The sequence below is a fragment of the Spirosoma lacussanchae genome (assembly GCF_005870035.1).
Lineage (GTDB): Bacteria > Bacteroidota > Bacteroidia > Cytophagales > Spirosomataceae > Spirosoma > Spirosoma lacussanchae.
Map to the genome: position 1 here is coordinate 343,273 of NZ_SWJG01000002.1, position 20,944 is coordinate 364,216.

General features: G+C 54.4%; 17 protein-coding genes. 5 read left to right on the top strand and 12 right to left on the bottom strand.

Annotated elements, in window-relative coordinates; all coding sequences use genetic code 11:
• Window positions 1-341: 341 nt before the first annotated feature.
• On the bottom strand, window positions 342-3,203 hold the full coding sequence (locus FBR45_RS11825; protein WP_138502525.1) for a sugar-binding domain-containing protein: 2,862 nt from the start codon (window positions 3,201-3,203) through the stop codon (window positions 342-344).
• Between the two features lie 284 nt (window positions 3,204-3,487).
• Entirely contained in the window at window positions 3,488-4,825 is a 1,338-nt protein-coding gene (locus tag FBR45_RS11830; RefSeq protein ID WP_138502527.1) for a tetratricopeptide repeat protein, read from the bottom strand.
• Window positions 4,826-5,213: 388 nt separating this feature from the next.
• Between FBR45_RS11830 and FBR45_RS11835 the strand changes: the two genes are divergently transcribed.
• Window positions 5,214-5,630, top strand: a complete 417-nt coding sequence (locus FBR45_RS11835) for an Hsp20/alpha crystallin family protein (protein ID WP_138502529.1) — start codon at window positions 5,214-5,216, stop codon at window positions 5,628-5,630.
• Between the two features lie 76 nt (window positions 5,631-5,706).
• On the opposite strand, the gene FBR45_RS11840 is transcribed toward FBR45_RS11835, so the two are convergent.
• A complete protein-coding gene (locus FBR45_RS11840) occupies window positions 5,707-6,357 on the bottom strand; it encodes a phosphoribosylanthranilate isomerase (protein WP_138502531.1) in 651 nt (216 codons plus the stop codon).
• Window positions 6,358-6,433: 76 nt separating this feature from the next.
• On the opposite strand from FBR45_RS11840, the gene FBR45_RS11845 reads away from it, so the two are divergent.
• Window positions 6,434-7,687, top strand: a complete 1,254-nt coding sequence (locus FBR45_RS11845) for an MFS transporter (protein ID WP_138502533.1) — start codon at window positions 6,434-6,436, stop codon at window positions 7,685-7,687.
• A gap of 99 nt (window positions 7,688-7,786) precedes the next feature.
• Here FBR45_RS11845 and FBR45_RS11850 read toward each other — a convergent pair whose 3' ends face one another.
• Window positions 7,787-8,011 (bottom strand): hypothetical protein, encoded by a 225-nt coding sequence (locus FBR45_RS11850; protein ID WP_246082215.1) that lies wholly within the window; start codon window positions 8,009-8,011, stop codon window positions 7,787-7,789.
• A 218-nt stretch (window positions 8,012-8,229) separates the two neighbouring features.
• On the opposite strand from FBR45_RS11850, the gene FBR45_RS11855 reads away from it, so the two are divergent.
• A complete protein-coding gene (locus FBR45_RS11855; RefSeq protein ID WP_138502535.1) occupies window positions 8,230-9,099 on the top strand; it encodes an SMP-30/gluconolactonase/LRE family protein in 870 nt (289 codons plus the stop codon).
• Window positions 9,100-9,176: 77 nt separating this feature from the next.
• Here FBR45_RS11855 and argH read toward each other — a convergent pair whose 3' ends face one another.
• Entirely contained in the window at window positions 9,177-10,511 is a 1,335-nt protein-coding gene (gene argH / locus FBR45_RS11860) for an argininosuccinate lyase (protein ID WP_138502537.1), read from the bottom strand.
• Between the two features lie 177 nt (window positions 10,512-10,688).
• On the opposite strand from argH, the gene FBR45_RS11865 reads away from it, so the two are divergent.
• The gene (locus FBR45_RS11865; protein ID WP_138502539.1) at window positions 10,689-11,870 is read left to right on the top strand and encodes a Gfo/Idh/MocA family protein; all 1,182 of its coding nucleotides are present in this window, start codon (window positions 10,689-10,691) and stop codon (window positions 11,868-11,870) included.
• On the opposite strand, the gene FBR45_RS11870 is transcribed toward FBR45_RS11865, so the two are convergent.
• The 3 genes from FBR45_RS11870 to FBR45_RS11880 all read right to left on the bottom strand — a co-directional run bounded on the left by FBR45_RS11870 (window position 11,871) and on the right by FBR45_RS11880 (window position 15,092).
• Window positions 11,871-13,160, bottom strand: a complete 1,290-nt coding sequence (locus FBR45_RS11870; RefSeq protein WP_138502541.1) for an MFS transporter — start codon at window positions 13,158-13,160, stop codon at window positions 11,871-11,873.
• Between the two features lie 28 nt (window positions 13,161-13,188).
• Window positions 13,189-13,797 (bottom strand): hypothetical protein, encoded by a 609-nt coding sequence (locus FBR45_RS11875; RefSeq protein WP_138502543.1) that lies wholly within the window; start codon window positions 13,795-13,797, stop codon window positions 13,189-13,191.
• 80 nt (window positions 13,798-13,877) lie between these two features.
• Window positions 13,878-15,092 carry a Gfo/Idh/MocA family protein gene (locus FBR45_RS11880; protein WP_138502545.1) on the bottom strand — a complete coding sequence of 405 codons (1,215 nt, stop codon included), beginning with the start codon at window positions 15,090-15,092 and terminating at the stop codon, window positions 13,878-13,880.
• Between the two features lie 158 nt (window positions 15,093-15,250).
• Here FBR45_RS11880 and FBR45_RS11885 point away from each other — a divergent pair, with 158 nt between their 5' ends.
• Window positions 15,251-17,008: an alpha-amylase family protein gene (locus tag FBR45_RS11885; RefSeq protein ID WP_138502547.1), complete on the top strand. Its 1,758-nt coding sequence runs from the start codon at window positions 15,251-15,253 to the stop codon at window positions 17,006-17,008.
• A 144-nt stretch (window positions 17,009-17,152) separates the two neighbouring features.
• On the opposite strand, the gene FBR45_RS11890 is transcribed toward FBR45_RS11885, so the two are convergent.
• The 4 genes from FBR45_RS11890 to FBR45_RS11905 all read right to left on the bottom strand — a co-directional run bounded on the left by FBR45_RS11890 (window position 17,153) and on the right by FBR45_RS11905 (window position 20,751).
• Window positions 17,153-17,449: an HPF/RaiA family ribosome-associated protein gene (locus FBR45_RS11890; protein WP_138502549.1), complete on the bottom strand. Its 297-nt coding sequence runs from the start codon at window positions 17,447-17,449 to the stop codon at window positions 17,153-17,155.
• A gap of 38 nt (window positions 17,450-17,487) precedes the next feature.
• Complete coding sequence (locus FBR45_RS11895) at window positions 17,488-18,654, bottom strand: baeRF7 domain-containing protein (protein ID WP_138502551.1); 1,167 nt, start codon at window positions 18,652-18,654, stop codon at window positions 17,488-17,490.
• 169 nt (window positions 18,655-18,823) lie between these two features.
• Window positions 18,824-19,780: a Brp/Blh family beta-carotene 15,15'-dioxygenase gene (locus FBR45_RS11900; protein ID WP_138502553.1), complete on the bottom strand. Its 957-nt coding sequence runs from the start codon at window positions 19,778-19,780 to the stop codon at window positions 18,824-18,826.
• A 107-nt stretch (window positions 19,781-19,887) separates the two neighbouring features.
• Window positions 19,888-20,751, bottom strand: a complete 864-nt coding sequence (locus tag FBR45_RS11905; RefSeq protein ID WP_171044879.1) for a bacteriorhodopsin — start codon at window positions 20,749-20,751, stop codon at window positions 19,888-19,890.
• Window positions 20,752-20,944: the final 193 nt, after the last annotated feature.

Below are 20,944 nucleotides of genomic sequence, written 5' to 3' on the forward strand. Positions count from 1 at the left end.
AGGCTGTTTCGGCGTATTCTGTGCAGGGAGCGCTATCGATACCGGTGCTCCATATGGCGTTTGGCAAGGCTGGTTCGTATACAATAGATACACGCTCGTAAACGTCTCCCCATGAATGTTCCGATAGAGGATAACAGGAGCAAGGTCTTTGTGAGATGCAGAAGTATGGCTGATCAGCGTGATTTCTGAGCTCGCTGATCTATCATTGGGTAACTGAATGCGGGTAGGTCGAACCGAAAGACAGCCGGGGGCTGGACATCCGGGCTTTTGTAGATCGATGGCCATAAAAAAATCCGGGCGTAGATGTGCTAACGCCCGGATTTTTTTATGGGAGACATAACTTACCGCTGGCCCGTGTCTGAATGGGTGAGCAACTGCCGAACAAGTGGTGTATCCAGCGCCTGTTCAGGGTTGAACCGATCGCTGTTCATATACCGAAGCAAACTGTATTTCAACTGCCGGGTAGAAGGCCGGTTGTCCAGGTCCGTTTCCAGATCAACACTGCAGACCAGTAATTTTCCTTTCCCCACTTTTCCTTCAAAAGCCAGGGCCAGCCGCCGGTTTTCGAACCAGGTATCAATAGGCTGAATCACCGGTCTGAATGACTTGGGAAAGTCATTCAGAATCATGGGTTGAGCGTGGCTGACTACATCATGCCACTGGTAATCGCTGAATGACTCGGTTGGAAAGTGGGCCAGTGCCGGGTGTTTGGGGTTACAAACCAGGCCGAGGGTATGGGGAGGTTGCCCCATGGTCCAGGAGGTGTTCCAGAAAACCGTCGAAAAGCCGATCTTCACCTGTGCCCCTTTGTCGGGCGCAATCCGGCCGTAAGGAAGCAGTAAAACGGTCGCTCCCTGTTCCAGTTGCCGAACGACATCGTCTGTCAATGCGTGAGCCATCACTACATTGCCTACGGCAGAATCAACCTTCAGATCGGCCGGATAGACCCAGAGGTGCCAGCTATTTTTAACGTCTGAGTTGCCCAGTTGTACATTCAGGGTAAGGCGGGTCGGTTCTTTGATAGAAGACAGATCGAAATTGACTAGACCAACCGGCTGAGCATTGTCGATATTGATCCGTTCTTTGGTGAGTTTACCCCGGAATAGCACCTTCGATTCCTCATCGGTAACGGACCAGTTCACGGTCTGGTTGGTGAGTTCCCGAGCGCCAAAGTGAGCGATCTCGATAGCGGCTCTGACGGATTCATTGGTCTGAAAGACAAGTTTATCGAGCCGGGCCAGCAGTACCGTTGCGTTACAGAACTGGCTGTATTCGCTTTTCGAGGTGTAGGGCTTAGGTTCATAAAAAACATCTAACGCGCCCACTAGTGCCGTTCCCTGCCCCGGAAAATCGTGGAGGCCCAGCAGCTGGAAACCGCCAAAACCAGGAGTTCGAAGGGCCGCTTCAATATCGGCTTTGTAGCAAAGGGTCTGGAGCCGACCCGAGGCCATCAGGAAGTCATGAGCCTGATCGCCCATTCCCTGGTCCTGAAGCGTTTGCCGGAAAATCTCAAAGTTGGTTGGTTTTAGCACCCCGGTGTATTTGGCCATTTCATCGAAGTTGGGATACACACACCATTGTCCGATTTCGTGGCTGACATAAGGCACTTTAGACGGCCTGATGATGGTACGCCAGTCGTAGTCGGTTCTTGGCTTGTCCTGGTTGATGATGCTGGTTAGCCCTTCTCCCCACCGCTGAATTCGGGCATCTGAATGGATATGAAACTGGTTCTCGGGTAGCATAGGCCACCCAGCCCCGCTCGTATACAGGCGTCGGGTATCTTTGGCTTTGAAGTGAAGTACCCATTTGCCCAGAAAATGGCTCTGGTTAACACCTGCAGGCTCATTACCGTACGACATCATACAGAACGAGGGGTGATTTCCATACGCTTTCAGCATCCGTTCCGACTCCTGGTAGATAAAGTCGTCGACCAGACCCCCAGCGCCAACGGTACTCCCCTGATTAGCCCAGGATGGGCTTTCTACGTATAAGTACAAACCCAGTTCATCGGCCACCTGAAAAGCGGCCTCCGGTGGGCACCAAGAGTGAAAACGCAAGTGGTTCAGACCATGCTCTTTCAGCGTTCGCATGATTTTTTCCCAGTGTTTGTAGCTCGTTGGCGGATAGCCCGTTAACGGGAATGCAGCGCAGTCTACGTCGCCCCGCAGGAAAACAGGGCGCCCATTGATAGTTATCCGGGTTCCTTTCGTGCCTATCTCACGCATGCCGAAGGTTATCTTTTTCCGGGATACCGTATCTGCCTTGTCGCCAATGACCACCAGCGAAAGTTCGTAGCGGTTCGGCGAAAATTCATCCCAGAGCTGAGGAGATGGTATAGAATAGGTCGTTTCGAGAGTTGTATTCTCGGCCGTAAGTTTGATTGCCTTTACCTGCTGCGGAAAAGTCGCCCGACTATTCTGCAGCGGCCGGACCTCCACCAGTAGTTTGCCCGTAAATATCTGGTTACGAGGTTGGCTGAAGCTCACCGTTACCCGTACCTGTTTCTGAGAGATATTCGGGTATACCTGAACCTCGTCCAGCGCAGTGAGACTACCCGACCGCAGAGACAGGTTGCCGACGAGTCCGTTCCAGTTGGTTTGCGTATGATCAGAAATGCTATGGGAGTTTTGCCCAATGTACACCTGGGTGTTGTTATCGACGCGTATGGTGATGGTATTTTTCCGGCCGGCCTCGATCAGATTGGTAAGGTCGAACTGGTGAGCAGCAACGAGGCTGTTCTGGCTACCGGCAAACAGCCCGTTCACAAAAACCATGGTTTTCCAGTGGCAACGCTCCAGATTAAGCACAATCCGCTGCTTTTTCCAGCTGGCGGGTACATCAATCTGCCTCCGATACCAGGCAGGTCCTGCGTAATAGCTGGTCGGTTTCAGCCAGAACGGAATCTTGAGATCGCCCTCTCTGAAAGATTGGTACTTCTTCTCAAAAAAGTAGGTGCTGTCGACCACATCGCCGGTCCAGGGCGTTTGCAGGGTTACTTTGTTGCCCTTGCCGTGTTCTGTCAACGAGCCGGGCAGGTGGATGGTGTCGGGGAAGGGTTCTGACCACCAATGTCGGCGTATGCCTTCATCGGTCGGGTCCAGCCGGAGTTGCCAGGTACCTGCCAGGGTGATTTCTGATTGTGCAGTTGCATTATAGAGGCCAAGCAGTACCAGAATAGCGGTTAATGTAGTTCTGACTTTCATACTAAGTTGTTACCAGGTAAGTGCTGGTGTAACAGGTACAAATGACAGCTTCTCTACATTACGCTTCCATAGTGGTTTTTCTGAAAAAGATATACGTTATTATGAATTGATTGAGCAGGCAGATGCCGTCCGGCTATCGGCAGGACGGCTAAGATACCCATTCGTACCGGTTGTTTGTCTTTAATACGGTCTCAGCCTCTCGTATCTTTTCGGTTTTTACAAAAAACAGCCACACCCGACCCTGATCGGCGTGTGGCTGTTGCGTTCCGGTAGCGTACGGACGCTTAGTTGCAGTAATCGCTGATGACTTTATACGACGGGTTGTAGCCCAGCTCGCCCGCTTTGGAGAGATCGAGGCAGCCACCATTTTCGTCGCCGAGGCTGTGCTTGATGATACCCCGGACGTAATAGACTTCGGCATAGCGCGGATTGAGCTTAATGGCGCTGTTGCAGTCCATGATAGCGGCCCGCTGGTCGCCCTGGGCCGATCGGATCATGCCGCGGGTAAAGTAGGCCTCGGCGTAGGTTGGGTTTAGCTCGATGGCTTTGTTAAGATCGAGCAGCGCGGCTTTGGGGTCGCCCTGTTTGCTCTTGCTAACGGCCCGGCTGAAATAGGCCTCGGCGCGTTCGCTGCCCAGTTCGTTGATTTTGTTACGTTCCTGCACCACGTTGCGCAGGTTGTCGAGGGTGGCGCGGTTAATCCGGCCGCTGTAAACGACTTTGGCCTCGGTATTGCTGTTGTTGATCTCGATGGCCTGGTTAAAATCCTGGATGGCGCCTTTCTGATCGCCGAGCTTACTGCGGCAGAACCCCCGTCCGTAATAGGCTGCGTAATTATCGGCTTTCAGCGCGATGGCCCGGTTATAATCGGTCAGGGCGCCTTTGTAATCGTCGAGCTTGCCTTTGGCGAAACCACGGTAAAAATGAGATTCGCCATCTTCGGCGTTCAATTCAATGGCCTTATTGAGATCAGTAACGGCACCCGTGTAATCGTTTAGTTCGGCCTTCGATATGCCCCGGCCGGCGTAGGCCTGTGAGCGTTTGGGGTTTAACTCAATCACTTTGGTGAAATCGGGTAGGCTACCCGCATAGTCGTTGAGCTTCTGTTTGGTAATGCCGCGCACATAATAAGTTTGCACGTTAGCCGGATCGAGTTCAATCGCCTTGTTGAAGTCGACCAGGGCTCCGCTGTACTGGTCGATGTGGCTACGGCTCAGGCCCCGATTGTAATACGTCTGCGGATCGTCAGGGTTCAGTTCGATGGAGCGGCTGTAGTCGAGGAGCGCCCCCCGGTGGTCATCCTGTTTGCTTTTGCTGATACCGCGGCTAAGGTAGGCCAGCGCGTCTTTTCCGTTCAGCTCAATGGCCCGGTCGTAGTCGAGTACGGCACCCCGATGATCTTTCAGGCTGGCTTTGGCCACACCCCGGTTGTAATAACTGGCCGCATTGTCGGGGTTCATGGTGATGGCCATACTGAAGGCCTGTAGTGCTCCCGTGTAATCGCCGGATTTACTTTTCGAGACACCACTTTCAAAAAAATCAACGGCGGTTTGCTGAGAAAAGACGGGTTGAGTTAGGCTGACACACAAAAGTGCCGTTACCGACAGGAGATGTCGTTTCATGGGTAGAGAGTACAAAGTGACTGGTGGTGAGCGGTATGCTAATTCAGTATTGGACGCTAAAAATAGACCTTTAGACCGGCTAAGCAAAGCCACTGCCTGTTTAATTTACCGTCTACGTCAGTGATTTAAAAGGTAGTTAATCTATATGAAAAACAGGCTTTTATGTTTCTAACAGACAGGTAGGTAGTCTGGCAGTACCAGGCTACCTACCTGTCTGTTGACTGACAGTTTATACTCAGATAATAGAGCGTGTTGTGACAATTTGTCTGCTTTTTATATCGAATTTTGTTGAATACGGCCAAAATGGCTGTATTTTTGCCCTGGTACAGGATTTGAACTAAGGAGGTCGTGTTTGACAATGAACAATCAACAGCAACTAGATAAAGCAATGGCAACCTTAGTTCGATATAACCGCACTCCTTCATTCTTCAATCCTTTTTACGTTCGTCCGGCTGTAACGCGTTTTTACAACACCAAGCCAAACGTACCAGCCGCTAACGTGAAAGAGACGGAAACCGGCTTCACGCTGGCGCTAGCTACCCCCGGTCTGAAGAAAGAAGATTTGAAAATAAACGTAGAGAATAACATCCTCACCATCGCGTACAAGCCCGAAGCGACCGAAACCGCCGAGACCTTTACGCATCATGAGTTTGGCGTGAACGCTTTTGAGCGCGGTTTCCGTCTGCCCAAAACCGTTAATGCCGACCAGATCGCTGCTTCCTACACCGACGGTATTCTGACCGTAACGCTGCCGAAAGTAGAAGTGAAAGAAGAAAAACTGGTGAAAGAAATCGCCATCGCCTAAGGACAACAGGCGTTTTTAACCGAAAGCCCGTATCGATCGATGCGGGCTTTTTTTATACTCAACGATTAGTTTGTGATTACCCGAGAGCGGCCAGAAACGCGGCCAGCTTTTGCTCGTCGAGATGACCGTTGGTACGCACTCCGCTGCAAATGTCGAGTCCAAACGGCTGCACCTGCTCAATCGCCTGACGGACATTACCGGCGTGCAGGCCGCCCGCCAGAAAGACCGGTACCGACGACTGCGCCACAATCTGCCGGCTGATCAGCCAGTTGTGCTGCCGGCCGGTGCCTCCCAGTTCCTTAACGGCCAGGTTCGGATTTCCCGAGTCCAAGAGCAGGGCATCGGCCCCGGCCTCAACAGCGGCTAAGGCTTCGGCTATGTTTTGCTCATCGATCACGTGAATGACCTGAACCAGTTTAACCGCGGGCAACGCGTCCCGAAGCCGGGCGTAGGTGCCGGCTGGTACGGCATCGACGAGCTGGATGGTGTTGGCACCTACGCGCTGCTGATGGGCCAGTATATCGGCTACCGTCTGTTCGCTGGTGAGCATGAACGTGGCCACAGGCGGGGGCGTGGCCCGAACAACGGCAGCGGCCAGTTCATCGGCTACCACACCGGGGCCGCTGGGCATACGGCCTACCAGACCGAGTGCATCGGCACCCAGTCGAATGGCCAGTTGGGCTTCGTCAACGCTGCTGATGCAGCAGATTTTTAGGCGGGTACGCATGAGATAAGCTAGATTTAACGGTCCGGGCCGGAATTTTTTGGCGAATATCCGGTTATTTCTCAAACGTTCATGACGAATGATACCCCCTTCTCCGGCTACTGATACCTACGCGTCGCTACGCATCCCTGACTTCCGTTATTTTGTGATGAATAGTTTCCTGATCACGGCTACGCTGCTGATTCAGGAAGTGGTTCTGGGGTACGAACTCTATAAAATAACCCATGATCCGCTGGCGCTGGGGCTGGTGGGGCTGGCTGAGGCCGTCCCGTTCATTATTCTGTCGCTCTTTGGCGGGCACCTGGCCGACCGGCGCGACAAGAAGCGGATTCTGCAATGGAGTCTGGCGGTAATTATTCTGGGGTCTATTATCCTGTACCTCACGTTTCAGCCGGCGGTGGTGGCTAAGCTGCCGCAAACGGTACGGCTGGCCACGATTTATGGGGTATTGATGCTGATCGGCACTGCCAAGGGATTTTATTCGCCGGCCAGTTCGTCGCTGAAGCCGTTTCTGGTACCGCGTGAATTATATGCCAACTCGGCCACCTGGAGTAGTTCGTTCTGGCAAACGGGTGCGATTGTCGGGCCGGGCGTGGCGGGTTTTCTCTACAGCGGGCTGGGGTTCGATAATACACTGCTGGTGGTCATCGGCCTGCTGGTACTCTGTTTTTGGCTGATCTCGCTGGTGAGTCGCAAACCGGTGCCGGTCAACGAGGCTCCCCAGGCCGGTTTCCGCGAAAGCCTGAAAGAAGGCTTCCGGTTCGTATTCGACACGCCCATCGTGCTCTATGCGATTTCGCTCGACCTGTTTTCGGTACTGTTTGGTGGAGTCGTGGCCATTTTGCCGGTATTTGCCGAAGATATTCTGCGGGTCGGCGCCGAAGGGCTTGGCTTTCTGCGGGCCGCCCCGAGTATAGGGGCCGTGCTGACGCTGGCGTTCATGACCCGGTACCCGCCCATCCATAATGCCTGGCGCAACATGCTGCTGGCCGTAGCCGGTTTCGGGATCGCCACGATCATTTTTGCGCTGTCGACTAATTTTTACCTGTCGCTACTGATGCTGGGGCTGACGGGCGCGTTCGACAGTGTGAGTGTCATTATCCGGCAAACGATCATGCAGATTTTTCCACCCGATCACCTGCGGGGTCGGGTAGCGGCCGTGAATGGCATCTTTGTCAGTACGTCGAATGAGATCGGCGCTTTTGAATCGGGGGTCGCGGCCCGGCTGTTCGGCACGGTGCCGTCGGTACTGCTGGGCGGGGTGGTAACGCTGGTGGTAGTCAGCTATATTTTTGTACGCTCGAAGGCTCTCTTTGCGGTAAAGCTGAACTAAAAAAACCGGCTGACCATGTCCCTGTAGCGGGCAGATCAGCCGGGTTACTGGCGGTACTCAGGCCTGAGCCTGCTTAGTTGGTGCATGATAGGCAATAAGTTATGCGCGTACAGTTGGCGCATTCAGTTCATGAATAAACGCGTTCACATCGATGGATTCGTTGAGCAGAACCCGCGTATTGAAAATTTCCCAGAACAATTCGTCCGAGAGCTGGTAGTCTTTCTGCAACCGGATCATGTCACGGATGCTTTCTTTCAGGGGTACGGCCGGTATGGCCATAGTCTGATCGGATGACTGGAAGGTCATTGGTTGATACGAGTTCATGCTGCAAGGAGATTAGTTGTGTCAGTATCTTTTGTACGCGAGTTTGTAAACGCGCTCATTTAGAGAATGTTTAGCCAAAAAGATGCCTGTATTTCGATCATGTTGAAATACTACCAGCGTTTCTATCCGTACCGGCGCCTGAGCCCAGATTCAAAGCGAAATTGTTCAATTCAAACATATACATTAAAAAATAGATCAACCGGTATAAACTCGTCTGTATGAAAAACATCGTCAGCTGTTCATTACTTGTTCTGTTGGGAATTGGCGCTTCCGCCCTGATTCCGGCCACCGCCCCCAAACCCCGGAAGCTGGTCAAAGTCTGGGAAACGGATACCACCCTGCGCGTACCCGAATCGGTTCTTTATGATGGGCAGAACACCCTGTATGTGACGAACATCGACGGTAAGTCCGACGCGCTCGATGGAACCGGGTTTATCTCGAAGGTGTCCCTCGATGGGAAGATCGAGAACCTGCACTGGACATCGGGCCTGAACGCGCCCAAAGGCATGGGTCTGTACAAAAGCCGGCTCTACGTTACGGATGTATACCGGCTCGTCGTCATCAACACCGAAACGGGGCAGGCCGAGAAAACATACGATGCCGTTGACCAGAAAACCGCGTTTCTGAACGATGTGACAGTAGCTAAAGATGGGACCATCTACGTCTCAGACAGCCGCAGCGACAAGATCTACCGGCTGAAAGAGGATAAGTGGGAGGTCTGGATGGAAGGCGAGCAGCTCAACAAACCCAATGGCGTCCTGGCCGTGGGAAAGGATAAACTCCTGATCGGCTGCACGAAAACCGGGGCACTGCGAACCGTAGACATCAATACCAAAACCATGACGACTATAGCCGAAGGGATGGACCGGACCGACGGCATCGTGCCCGAAGGTAAAGGAAACTACCTGGTGTCGGACTGGACCGGCCAGGTGTTTCACGTCGACGCCAAAGGTGCCAAACAACAGCTGCTCGATACGCGCAAAGAAGGTATGAACGCGGCCGACATCGACTACATTCCTGGTCGGAGGCTGCTGATCGTGCCGACGTTTATGAAAAACAAACTGGTAGCCTATGAGCTAAGCCGCTAAGCTGGCCTGTGTGTGGGCTGGCATGGATAGTATAAACCAAACGACGCGACCGAATCCCGGTCGCGTCGTTTGGTTAGTTAGGCCAGGAGCCGGGCGATTGCCTGCTGGGCCTGTTCGGCGCCGAAGCCGGCGCGGGCGGCCTGCATATGAGCTACGATCAGGTCGGTGCCGAGGTTTCCGATGCTGCCTTCGTGGGTGTGGTGCAGCTGGCGGGGTGGCTCGTAAGTGTGCTGGGCAATTTCCTGACCCACGATCCGGTACGCTTCCCGGAACGGTACACCCTGAAGCACGAGTTCGTTGACCCGCTCTACGCTGAAGAGCAGATCGTACTTCGCATCATTGAGCAGGCTGGGCTTTACCTGCAGGTGCTCGAGCATGAATTCGGTAATTGACAGGCAGTCGAGCAGTTCGTCGAAGGCGGGCATCAGCACTTCTTTCAGAATCTGCATATCGCGGTGGTAGCCGGAGGGGAGGTTGCTCAGCACGAGCGTTACCTCCATCGGCAGCGCTTTCAGCCGGTTGGTCTTGGCCCGGAGCAGCTCGGCCACATCGGGGTTTTTCTTGTGGGGCATAATGCTGCTGCCCGTCGTGAGCGCGTCGGGCAGCGTCAGGAAACCGAAGTTCTGGCTGTTGTAGAGGCAGATGTCCATAGCCATGCGCGAGAGGGTAGCGGCCACCGCAGCCAGGGCCGCAAGGGCCGTCTGCTCGGTTTTACCCCGGCTCATCTGCGCGTAAACCACGTTGACATGCATGCCTTCGAACCCGAGCAGCTCGGTGGTTAGTGAGCGGTTGAGCGGGAACGAAGAGCCATAGCCAGCGCCGGAGCCCAGTGGATTTCGGTTGGCCAGCCGGTAGGCAGTCTGCAGGGTTAGCATATCGTCGGCCAGCCCTTCGGCATAGGCACCAAACCACAGGCCAAACGACGACGGCATGGCAATCTGGAGGTGCGTATAGCCCGGCAGCAGATCATCTTTGTGTTGCTCCGAACGACTGACGAGCCGGTCGAACACCCGCTGAACGCTGTCGGCAACGGCCCAGAGCCGATCGCGGGTAAATAATTTGAGGTCGACCAGCACCTGGTCATTCCGCGACCGACCCGAGTGAATTTTCTTGCCTACGTCGCCCAGCGCCCGGGTCAGCAGCAGTTCAACCTGCGAATGAACGTCTTCAACGCCTTCTTCGATGACGAACGTACCGGCCTGTATCTGCGCGTAGATCTGTTTCAACTCCCGGCTGATATCGTCCAGTTCGGAGCGGGTCAGTAGATGGATGGTCTCAAGCATCTGCGCATGAGCCAGATTTCCCAACACGTCGAACGGAGCCAGGAACAGGTCCATCTCCCGATCGCGTCCAACGGTGAAGCGTTCGATTTGGTCAGCGGTACTGACGCCTTCTTTTTGCCAGAGTTTCAAGGTGGTGACAGCGTAAAAAGTGTGATCGGGCAACCGGCTGGTTTGGAACCCGCCTGCCCGGATAAGCCATGTACGGGCACAAAGGTACAAACGGACCGGGGCGTTTGTGCGGGTGGCGCGTGGTTAGATCGGAGGAAGAACCGGCTTTTCCGGCTACTGAGTACAACGTAAGCACCCATGACCAGAAAAATAACCCGCCAGACGTTTCTGGCCCAGGTCACTGCCCTGACCACCACCACGGCCCTGACCCCGGCTTTGGCTGCCCCCCAGTCGGCTGCCCGTGTAACCGACGATAAAAAAGTACGTGTTGCCGTCATCGGCTGCGGTAGTGTCTCGAATATGTACCTGCCGCACCTGAGCAAGTCGCCGTTCGTTACGCTGGTGAGCACCTGCGATATTCTGCCGGAGCGCGCGCAGCAGGCCGCCACGAAATACGCCATCCCGAACCATTATCCGCACATCGATGCGCTTCTGGCCGGGCCGCCCTTCGACCTGCTGGTCAACCTGACCAATATGCAGGAACACGGTCGGCTGAACCGGCAGGCCCTGCTGGCTGGCAAACACGTATGGAGTGAAAAGCCGATGGCCAATAGCTACCGCGAAGGTCGTGAACTGCTCACGCTGGCCATTCATAAGAAGCTCCGGATCTGGGGCGCTCCGGCAGTGGTGCAAAGTCCGCAGTTTGCGTTTATGGCGCAGGCTATTCAGGAGGGCAAACTGGGGCGGGTGTCGGCCGCCCACGCGCATTACGGCCACCTCGGCCCCGACTGGTCGGCGTTTTTTTTCGAGAAGGGGGGCGGTAGTCTGCCCGATCTGGGTGTCTACAACATCGCCACCCTGACGGGGCTGCTGGGTCCGGCCCGTTCGGTGATGGCCATGACCAGCATCGTAACCCCCACGCGCAATACCGGTAACAAAGGTCCCATCGCCGTAGTTGCCGAGGATAATGCCATGGTCCTCATGGAACACGCTAATGGTACGCTGTCGCACGTGCAGTGCGGATTCAACTATTTTGATCCCTACGGACACGAAGGAAAGGGGCAGGAGAAACCGACCATTTCGGTCTGGGGCACTAAAGGAAACCTGGCGCTGATCGGTTATGACTGGGCTCCGTTTGGCGTTGATCTGGCCACGCTGGACGACGAAAAGGGGCAGCGATACGCCACCGACCGGGCCGGTTATGTCTGGGAAATGGGGGCGTCGGTAGTGGCCGAATGTCTGGCTACCGGCAAAGAACCATTTATCCGACCCGAACACGCCCTGCACGTTCTCGATATCATCGAAGCCGCGCGTAAGTCGGGCGATACCGGCCAGCGGGTAAAGCTGACGTCGACCTTCCAGTGGCCCGTGCGGGGCTGATCAGCCCGTTACCTTGTCAGGAATCGGCTGCCGGGCTGGCTGGATACGGAGTTGTTTTCCAAACCACCAGAAGCCGGTTGCCGACAGGAGCGCGATGCTGGCCATGATTAGCCAGTGGCTGGCAAAGCCGACATAGGTTACCATCAGTGAGCCGAACGCGGGCGAGGTGGTCTGCGCAAAAGCCCCGCCCATGGCATACAGGGCCAGGTACTGCCCCCGCGTGGCCGGGCTGGCCCGCTCTACCGTGAAGGACTGCATAAACGGAATGGCCAGCATCTCGCTGATGGTGACCAGCATGATAAACGAAAAGGCAACGCTCAGCCCGGTGAAGCCCGGTAGCCCGGCCAGCGACAGCAGCGCGTACGACAGCGCGCCCAATACGACCCCCGTGCCAATGAGCCGGGGTTTGGGAACCTGCCGTTGCTCAAGACCATAGACCAGCGCCATCTCTACGGCAACGATCACCAGGCCGTTCAGCGCCATAAAGCTGCCGATCGTACGCTCGGTCAGATTCAGCTCCTGCTTGAAAAACAGCGGTACAAGGGTGAACAGCTGCATGAACACCATCAGATACAGGGCCGAACAGACCACAAAGCCGATAAAAAGCCGGTCGCGGTACGGCGACTGCGTGGGTTGGTGCCCGGTCGTCGGTCTGTTTGGCAGGTGGCTGCCGGCCGTGGGGCGCGGCAGCGGCTGGTCCGATGCGGGTTTGGGCAGAAAAGAGCCTAACACGATACCAGCAGCCACGCAGGTCAGCCCGTCTACCCAGAACAGCAGGCTATAGTCGACACTGGCGAGCCAGCCGCCAAGACCGCCCCCCACCGCCCAGCCGAGATTGATGGCCAGCCGGTTGAGCGAGAAAGCCCGGGTACGGGTGTCGGCGCCGGCATAATGAGCCACGGCTGCCTGGTTCGCCGGCCGGAAGGTGTCGCCCAGCAGGGTGAAGACAAAAACACTGCCGCACAGGGTGTAAAACTCGGTCACGAACTGAAGCAGCAGCAGAAAAACACCCCCCGACAGCAGGCTGATCAGCTGCACGTAATAAAAGCCGTATCGATCGGTAAGCCGCCCGCCCAGAAACGTGCCGACAAAAGCGCCCACGCCGTACACGGCCATGATAATACCGGCATTGGTGACGGAAAAATGCAGGTGCTGGGTCAGATATAGTGTCAGGAAAGGCAGCACCATGGTGCCGCAGCGGTTGATGAGCATCACACCCGCCAGGAGCCAGACCGATGGCGAGAGACCCTGGTAGGCATTACGATACAGACGAATTGTACGTTGCAGCATGGCCGCAAAGGTAGGCGTTTCGGCTGGCTCAGCCTCGGCGCTGGGCTGCCGGGTCCTCGCCGGGGGCCACAAATATCTTTTTATCGGTAATGAGCGGGCGGTGTTCCTCCACAAACGCTTTGAATAGCCTGATCTCTTCCAGCTGCCGGTCAATGGGGTGGGTCAGGCTGTAGCTTTCTACATACACGTCGTTAAAATCCGTGATGACGTATTCCATGAGCCGGATGCCTTTTCGCTTCAGTGCATGCAGGTACAGGTTCTGGTGGTTGAACAGATAGCGGTCTTTCTGGTACGAGCCCGTTGTTTTCAGATCAACTGCCTTGAACGTACCAATGAGGTCGACATAGCCGTAGAACAAAACGTCGTCGATCTGCCATTGGCAAAAGACCTGCGTGTCGACGATGGGGCGGGGCAGCAGCTTACGAACCCGCCGAACAATATCCGGGTCGAAGCGCTCTTCATTGGTTCCCTTGACAATGGCTTCCTCGAACGAAGTGCCCCGCTCCTGGGCGTCGGTGGTAGGTGTCGGCACCCGGTTGATGCTGTCAATCAACGCCTGGGCCGAGAGATTACCACCGCGGATGTAGCGCGAGAAAACGTTGAGCAGCGATGGGTAAAACCGATAGTGTACAGACATGCGTTTGCCAGATGATGGCCTGAAGATACGGACAAAAGCCCCAACGTGACAGGGCCTTGCCGGGTTAGAACAGAAAGGGCCTACCGACTGGCAACGGCAGTCGAGTCCAGCACCTTGCGTACGTCCGCGGTTGAGACGGGCCTGCCGGTTTCGGCCGCTCGGTAGATGGCTTCGATCAGCTGAACGTCCCGCATCCCCATCTCACCCGGAACGGTGGTTTCTTTGTTGTTGAGAATGCAATCGGCAAAGGCGTCCATCTGGCGGGCCTGCTGGTTCACGTTTTCGATATCCATCTTACCCCGGCTGGTTTCACCTTTGAGCCCATCGTACTGATAGGCCGGGTCCAGTTCGAACCAGCCGTTGGCGGCTTCGGCCCGTAATTTGTTGTACTTGTCGTTGTAGCTGGTTCGGCAGTCGGCAACGGATCCGTCGGCAAATGTCAACTGGAAGTCGATTCCTTCTTCTACCTCGTTGAATTTTTCCTTATCTGTTACGGGGTGGAATTTAGCCGTAACCGAAATAGGTACCTGCCCCTTGGTATAGATGGCGCCCTGAATGCAGTAGACGCCAACATCGGGCAGAGGACCACCACCCGCCAGGCCTTTACCCAGCCGCCAGGGGGTATCGTTGCCCTGCTTCTGCCCGTTTTCGGCCATGATCCGGTTAACCTTCCCGTAAGTCTCTTTCTGGCCCAGGCGCATCATTTCCAGGTTGTGGGGCTCAAAATGAAGCCGGTAACCAATCGAGAGTTTCTTGCCTGCTTTCTTACAGGCATCGATCATCTTCTGACAATCTTCGGCCGTGGTGGCCATCGGCTTTTCGCAGATGACGTGCTTACCGGCCTGGGCCGCCCGAATGACATATTCGGCATGCAGCGCGTTCGGCAACACCACGTAAACGATGTCGATTTCGGGGTTGTCGGCAATCTGGTCGAAGGTTTTGTAGGTATAGGCGTTCTGGTCGGGAATGTCGTACTTCCGTTTCCATTTGTCTATTTTTTCGGGCGTACCCGACACAATCCCTGCCAGCCGGCAGTACTCCGTTTCCTGCAGGGCCGGGGCCAGTTCGCCCTCGCTGTACTTGCCCAGCCCGACCAGCGCAATGCCCAGTTTGCGGCCCGACTCGGTTCGGCCTGAACCAGCGGCATCGGTGCCTGCCGTTTCGTTATTCGAGCTGCCTCCGCAGGCTTGCAGACTCGCCAGGCTGGGGAGAGCCACAGCCGCTGCGCCCAGCTGCCGGATAAAGTCCCGGCGGATGAGCGACTGGTTGGGTATAAACAAAGACGATCGGTTCATAAGAGCAGAAGTTGTTTACGGGTCATTGGTCTGATTACTATAGCTGTCAACCCGGTCAAAATTGAAATGTTTGGATTGATATAGTAATCAGCTAGACAAAGTAGTTTAACCTTATCGGCTCAATAGGGTTTACTTGGTACATCGTTTTCCATACCTGTATGAGCAGATTGAGACTAGGCGCCGGCCTGTTGGCGGGCGTATTGGCGTCGCTGTCGGTACGGGCGCAGCCCATTCCGGTGCCGACCGATTTTCTGAACGAGCTTTGGTACAAAAACAGCCTCGTTTACAACCTCGATGTTGACGTGTTCAAAGACTCAGACAACGACGGTATCGGCGATTTCAACGGCCTGACCCAGCAGCTCGATTATCTGAAGAACCTGGGTGTCGACGTAATCTGGCTGTCGCCTTTTCAGCCAACGCCCAATAAAGACGACGGCTACGACGTAGCCGATTTTTACCGCATTGATAAGCGCCTGGGCACCGAGCGCGACTTCCAGTCGTTCATGCAGCAGGCCAGCCGCCGTAATATCCGGGTCATGATGGACCTCGTTATCAACCATACCTCCAACGAGCATCCGTGGTTCGAAGAGGCCCGGCGCCGTAAAGATTCGCCGTACCGGTCGTGGTACGTCTGGTCGAAGGAACGGCCTAAGGACTGGAATAAGGGCATGGTTTTTCCGGGTGTACAGACCGAAACCTGGAGTTACGATTCGCTGGCGGGTGAATATTTCCACCACCGGTTCTATCGGTTTCAGCCTGACCTGAATGCGCAGAATCCGGCCGTACAAACTGAACTGCGCAACGTGATCCGGCACTGGCTCAAGCAGGGTATTGCCGGCTTCCGGCTCGACGCGGTTCCGTTCTTCATCGAGATTCCCGAAACGGGTATGACCAACCCGAAACACCAGTACGAAATGATTCCGCAGCTGCGGCAGTTTGTTCAGTGGCACAAAGCTGACGCGGTTCTGCTGGGCGAGATCAACGTGGAGCCGAAAGAAAACAAGCAATACTTCGGTGCCGAAGGCGGAGGGCTTCAGATGATGTTTAACTTCTTTGCCAACCAGCATCTGTTCTACGCCATGGCCACCGGCGATGCCAGGCCCCTGGTCAAAGCCCTGGAAGCTACGCAGGGTATACCCGTTACGGCGCAGTGGGCCAACTTCCTGCGTAATCATGATGAGATCGACCTGGGGCGGCTCAGTAGCCGGGACAGGGCGGAGGTCTACAAAAAATTCGGCCCCGACACGAGTATGCAGCTCTACGACCGCGGCATTCGTCGGCGGCTGGCGCCGATGTTACAGGACCCCAAACTCATATCGCTGGCCTACAGCCTCCTGTTTTCACTACCGGGAACCCCCGTACTTCGGTATGGCGAAGAAATTGGTATGGGCGACGACCTGACACTAAAAGAGCGAAATTCGGTCCGCACGCCCATGCAATGGTCGGGTGCGCGACAGGGCGGATTCTCCGGAGCCGCCAAAACGGTTCGTCCGGTTATCAGCAAAGGGGCTTATGCGTATTCGCAGGTGAACGTGGCCCGCCAGCTTCAGGAACCGAACTCACTGCTGAACCAGATTCGCAGGTTTCGGGAGTTGCGCAAAAAATACCCCGGTATCGGGCTGGGCAACTGGTCGCTGGTTGATCTGAACTCGTCGGGTCTGCTGGCTATCCGGTACGAGTGGGAAGGACGCTCTCTGCTGATGGTGCATAACCTGAGTACGAATCCGCAGGAAGCCCAACTGCCCGCAGAACTGACTGGCCGTACGCTGACCAGCCTGCTCAAAACAACTGCCGATCCCGTAGTCGAGGTAACACCCTATTCAGTTCGGCTCGATGGGTACGGCTACGGCTGGTTCCTGCTCAGCAAAGAGAAAAAAGACACGAAAGGAGAGCCCGGCAGCCGGGCTAATAAATAAACGAACCACCCGGCAACTGACTGATAATTCGCATTTCATCAGTCAGTTGCCGGGTGGTTATCGTTAGGACGGGCGCACCTGACAACGCTGTTGTCCCCGCCGGGCTTTAGTTGGGAATTAATTGCCGCTGGTAACGCGGGTTACCTAGTCAACAAACTGCCGGCGTAATTTATCGCTGGCATCGCGCAGGCCGGCTGCCCAGGATGGACCTACCCCTTCTGCAAATAAATCGTTTCCGGGAATGCCTAGCCGCCACCGAACCGTCTTATTATTGGTTGGGTTGCGGCCTTCTTCGCGGAGGTAGAAATCAGCCGCTACGATATCCTGCCGAAATCGCATGACCCGCCGAAGTTCGTTTTCTACCTGGTTCAGCAACTCGGGGGTTTCGCTGAAGCCGACCGTTTGCAAATCTATCTTGATGTTATCAACTGTATATTCCATACTGGTTTGACTTAATAAGTAAGATAATGAACTGACTGTTAAAAGCGGAATAGAGCCGCTACGGAACCCGACCCCTGAGGGTCTACACTGGTCATGTCATCGACCATATATACCTCTCCGCCATGGCGAAGCGTCAGTAGCGCCACCCGGTCAACCAGTGACTGATCGTCTGACTGGCGTTCGTCATGAATCGTGGTGGCCAGGGTGGTTTCGTCGAAATGCCCCCATACTTCGGCGTCAGGCTGTATGAAGAGTACATCGATCCGGCCCGTTACGGCTGCTTCCAGCATCTGCCGCAGATCGCTCGATACCAGTGATCCACTGCTGCTGTTCTGATACTGTTCGATGCGTAGCTGACGGTTTTGCCGAAATTCATCAATAAGCAGTTCGTTGGCCATCTGATGAATGTCGCCCGGCTGAACGTGGTCGAAGTTACCGGTTAGTCCTTCTTTTCTGAGGTGCGGATACGAGTTGATCTGCCGGTAAATAGGCTGGTAATAGGCCACCGACGCCAGAAGCAGCGGTACATTTCTGGTGCCCATCAGCTTGATAACGCCCTCGTCGATAAGCCGGAAGTAGTCGGCCAGCAAATGGTCTTTTTGTTTATTGTCCAGATCGTCGCTGGTATACATGGCAGTCATGCCACTGCGCCCAGCCGAACGTCCCTGCAACTCCTCTTCGAAATCATAATACTGGGTAATGTCGCTCAGACCCAGGGGCATTACCTCGCTGGTATCGACCTGGGAAATAGAGAAAGGATCTGCCTGGTAGAGCGCCACACCATTTTTGCCAATCTGAAGGACGTAGTAAATTGGGAAGGGCTCGGCAAACGTCAGCAACGGCCGCACCCGGAAGCTGGAGTCCAGATGGCAGCTGTTCTCCAGCGGAAGCGGACTTTGAAAAACGGCGAAGTAATCGGGGTTACGGAATACCGCCAGACCTTCGCGCTGGTGTCGCCAGAACTGGGTGTTGTCGAGCAGGGCTTCCAGCGGCTGCATCAGCTCGTCGATGTCATGGCTGCGCAGCGACTGCTGTTCGAGGGCCCGCCGGATGGTCTGGCTGTGGGTTTTGAACGCGATCTGATCCTGCCGTTCGTTGACTTCTTTGCCCCTGATGTGAGTGGGTATAAAGATAGAGATACATTGCTCATGACTCTGGTCGGCCAGTTTGAGTATAGTTTCCTTTTCGGCACGTACTACGTCCATATGTTTGTCTGTTTAGGTGGCCTATGGGGCCGGGTGTGATGTGGCTGTATGAGGTAACAGCCTTTATAAATGAACCCGATACAGCTATGAATTGATTTATAATAAGTTGATTATAAGGTTTTTGTAATTTTTCTCTAAGGATTTTATAATGGTAACCTCACGCATGTAATTACTTGTTCATCAATGTATTCATTCCATGTAGTGCGTACAGGTGAGGCAGCGTTATGATGGACAAAAAGATGAACAGTACGGGTAAGGGGTCTTGTTGATACGCGTTACTGTACCACCAGCCCGTGAAAATGGCCAGCCCGAGCAAAGAAAGGACTGTGAAGGGCAACGACTTTATCCAGAGCTGAGAGGCAGTTAACCGATTCGGCTGGTTATGTTTCAGGTATATATAAATAGATTGAAAGGAGCTAAGCGCATGCCAGCCGCCAAAATACAACGCAAAGGAAATTAATAAGGGTAGCCAGCAGCCCAGGGCCAGCACTATGGTCATCTGGCTCAGCCGAATCCAATTGATCAGTACAGGTTCTTGCTTATGAGCCAGCATGAACAATCCGCCGGTTAGTATAACCCCGAATGGCCATAACTGGGGGGCAGAGTGTATAGCCCAGTTCCAGACTGATAGCGTCATGGCATGATGATACGTAATCCGCTCCAGAATAGGAGTAACTTCTGTGGCGTGCGTGAGCAGGATGAAGCCAATAACAAAGCCCCCCATAGCAAATCGGGTCAACGTCCAGAGCCGGGTGTTGGGAACGTTCTCTAGGTCTGTTTCGCCGAAGTGCCAGGCCGACCCTGCCAGAAAAAGCAAGAGACTGAACGACGGAAAAAATACCCACAGCAATCCGTAAGCTGCCATAAGCAGCAAATATCTGGTCAGGAACCGGAACCACGAAAAATGATGCCCTGTTCGTAAAGCCGTTTGGCGACTGATCAGATGGTCAAGCGCCCCATGCGGTATGCCTGCGCCGATAAACAAGCTGCCAAAAACAAACCACTGAGCCCAATCGGGTATCGATCCTACTAATTGTTGCCAGCCCGTCAGAATAATGCCAAAGGCAATCAGTAGGCTGGCTGGTCTGTGGATCAGGCGGGGACGGACAAAAGAAAATGCAGCCATGCTATACTAATCAATTCGCAAAGGATTGGTTGTTCACGCGCCAATGCGTGAACAACCTGTGCGGTAAGCCGCTTTAGAAAGGAGCCGGCTTTTAAAGGGATGTATGATTAATAGCCGACTTGTTTAGTCGGCTGAGCGGTACCACCGTTACGGAGTGGTTGTATAGTTTCATAGGCTGCACTGGTAGTGGCATCAAGGGCGGGCTGGTAGCCTTCCAGAGCACTCAGTTTGGTGGCCAGCTGACTCAGCATAACCCCATATATTACTTTAGAAGTAATGTCGGCCAAGGTATACAGGACCTGCCGGGCTACCATACCATTAGGCGTTGGCGATAGCCAGGGCATAGCGTAGGCAATAGGATACAGCGTCCATGAGATGATCAGCAGCCAGAATATGGCTCGGGCCATATGGCCAGTATTGCCCGGCATCGTTCTAGCTGCTCTGAAAATCGTATTGCCAACCAGATAACAGATATAAATCATGAACACAGTACTGATAGCCCCCCATATGTGCATGGTAGAGATACTGGTTGTTTCGTAAAACTGACCAACATAGCCTGTATAAATCATTAATAAACCACCCACTACGAAGCCGATAAACGTGCGTCGGAATGATTTGCCCGCTACGCCCAGTACAACCAGCAATTGGGTGAGCAGCATAGGCACATCGATGGACCAATTTACGTAGCGGTATCCGTTCGAGAAGGTGGCGGTCGAGGGATTCCAGCGGTTGCCATCCCAGGTAAAAGCTTCTGACCAGTTGAACTGCTGATTGGTTAGAATCAATGCAGCCGAAACCATAACTACGGCAGATAAGGTCGATGAGAGTCGATACCGGGGAGAGCTTTCTTTGGCCGTTGTAAGGAAATAAACGAGCCCAGCTAGCTGTGCACCAACACCTAGGGTCAACACATTGCGCACAATGTCGAACTGTACGGATGTATAGCTGAACAGATTTTCCATGTTTTCCATAACGTAAAGTTTAGTTGTTGTTCGGAACACACCCATTGTGTCTTCTCAGCCTGCACAACTGGTTGCTAAGCTGGCGAGTTTTGTAATCCCTTCATTTCTAAGTATTTTCTAATCGTAAAGCAGGTCGGTTGTAGAGAGGCTAATCCCATCTGATTCCTTGTGAGATGCCGCCGATATATCGCCGAGCGTAAGC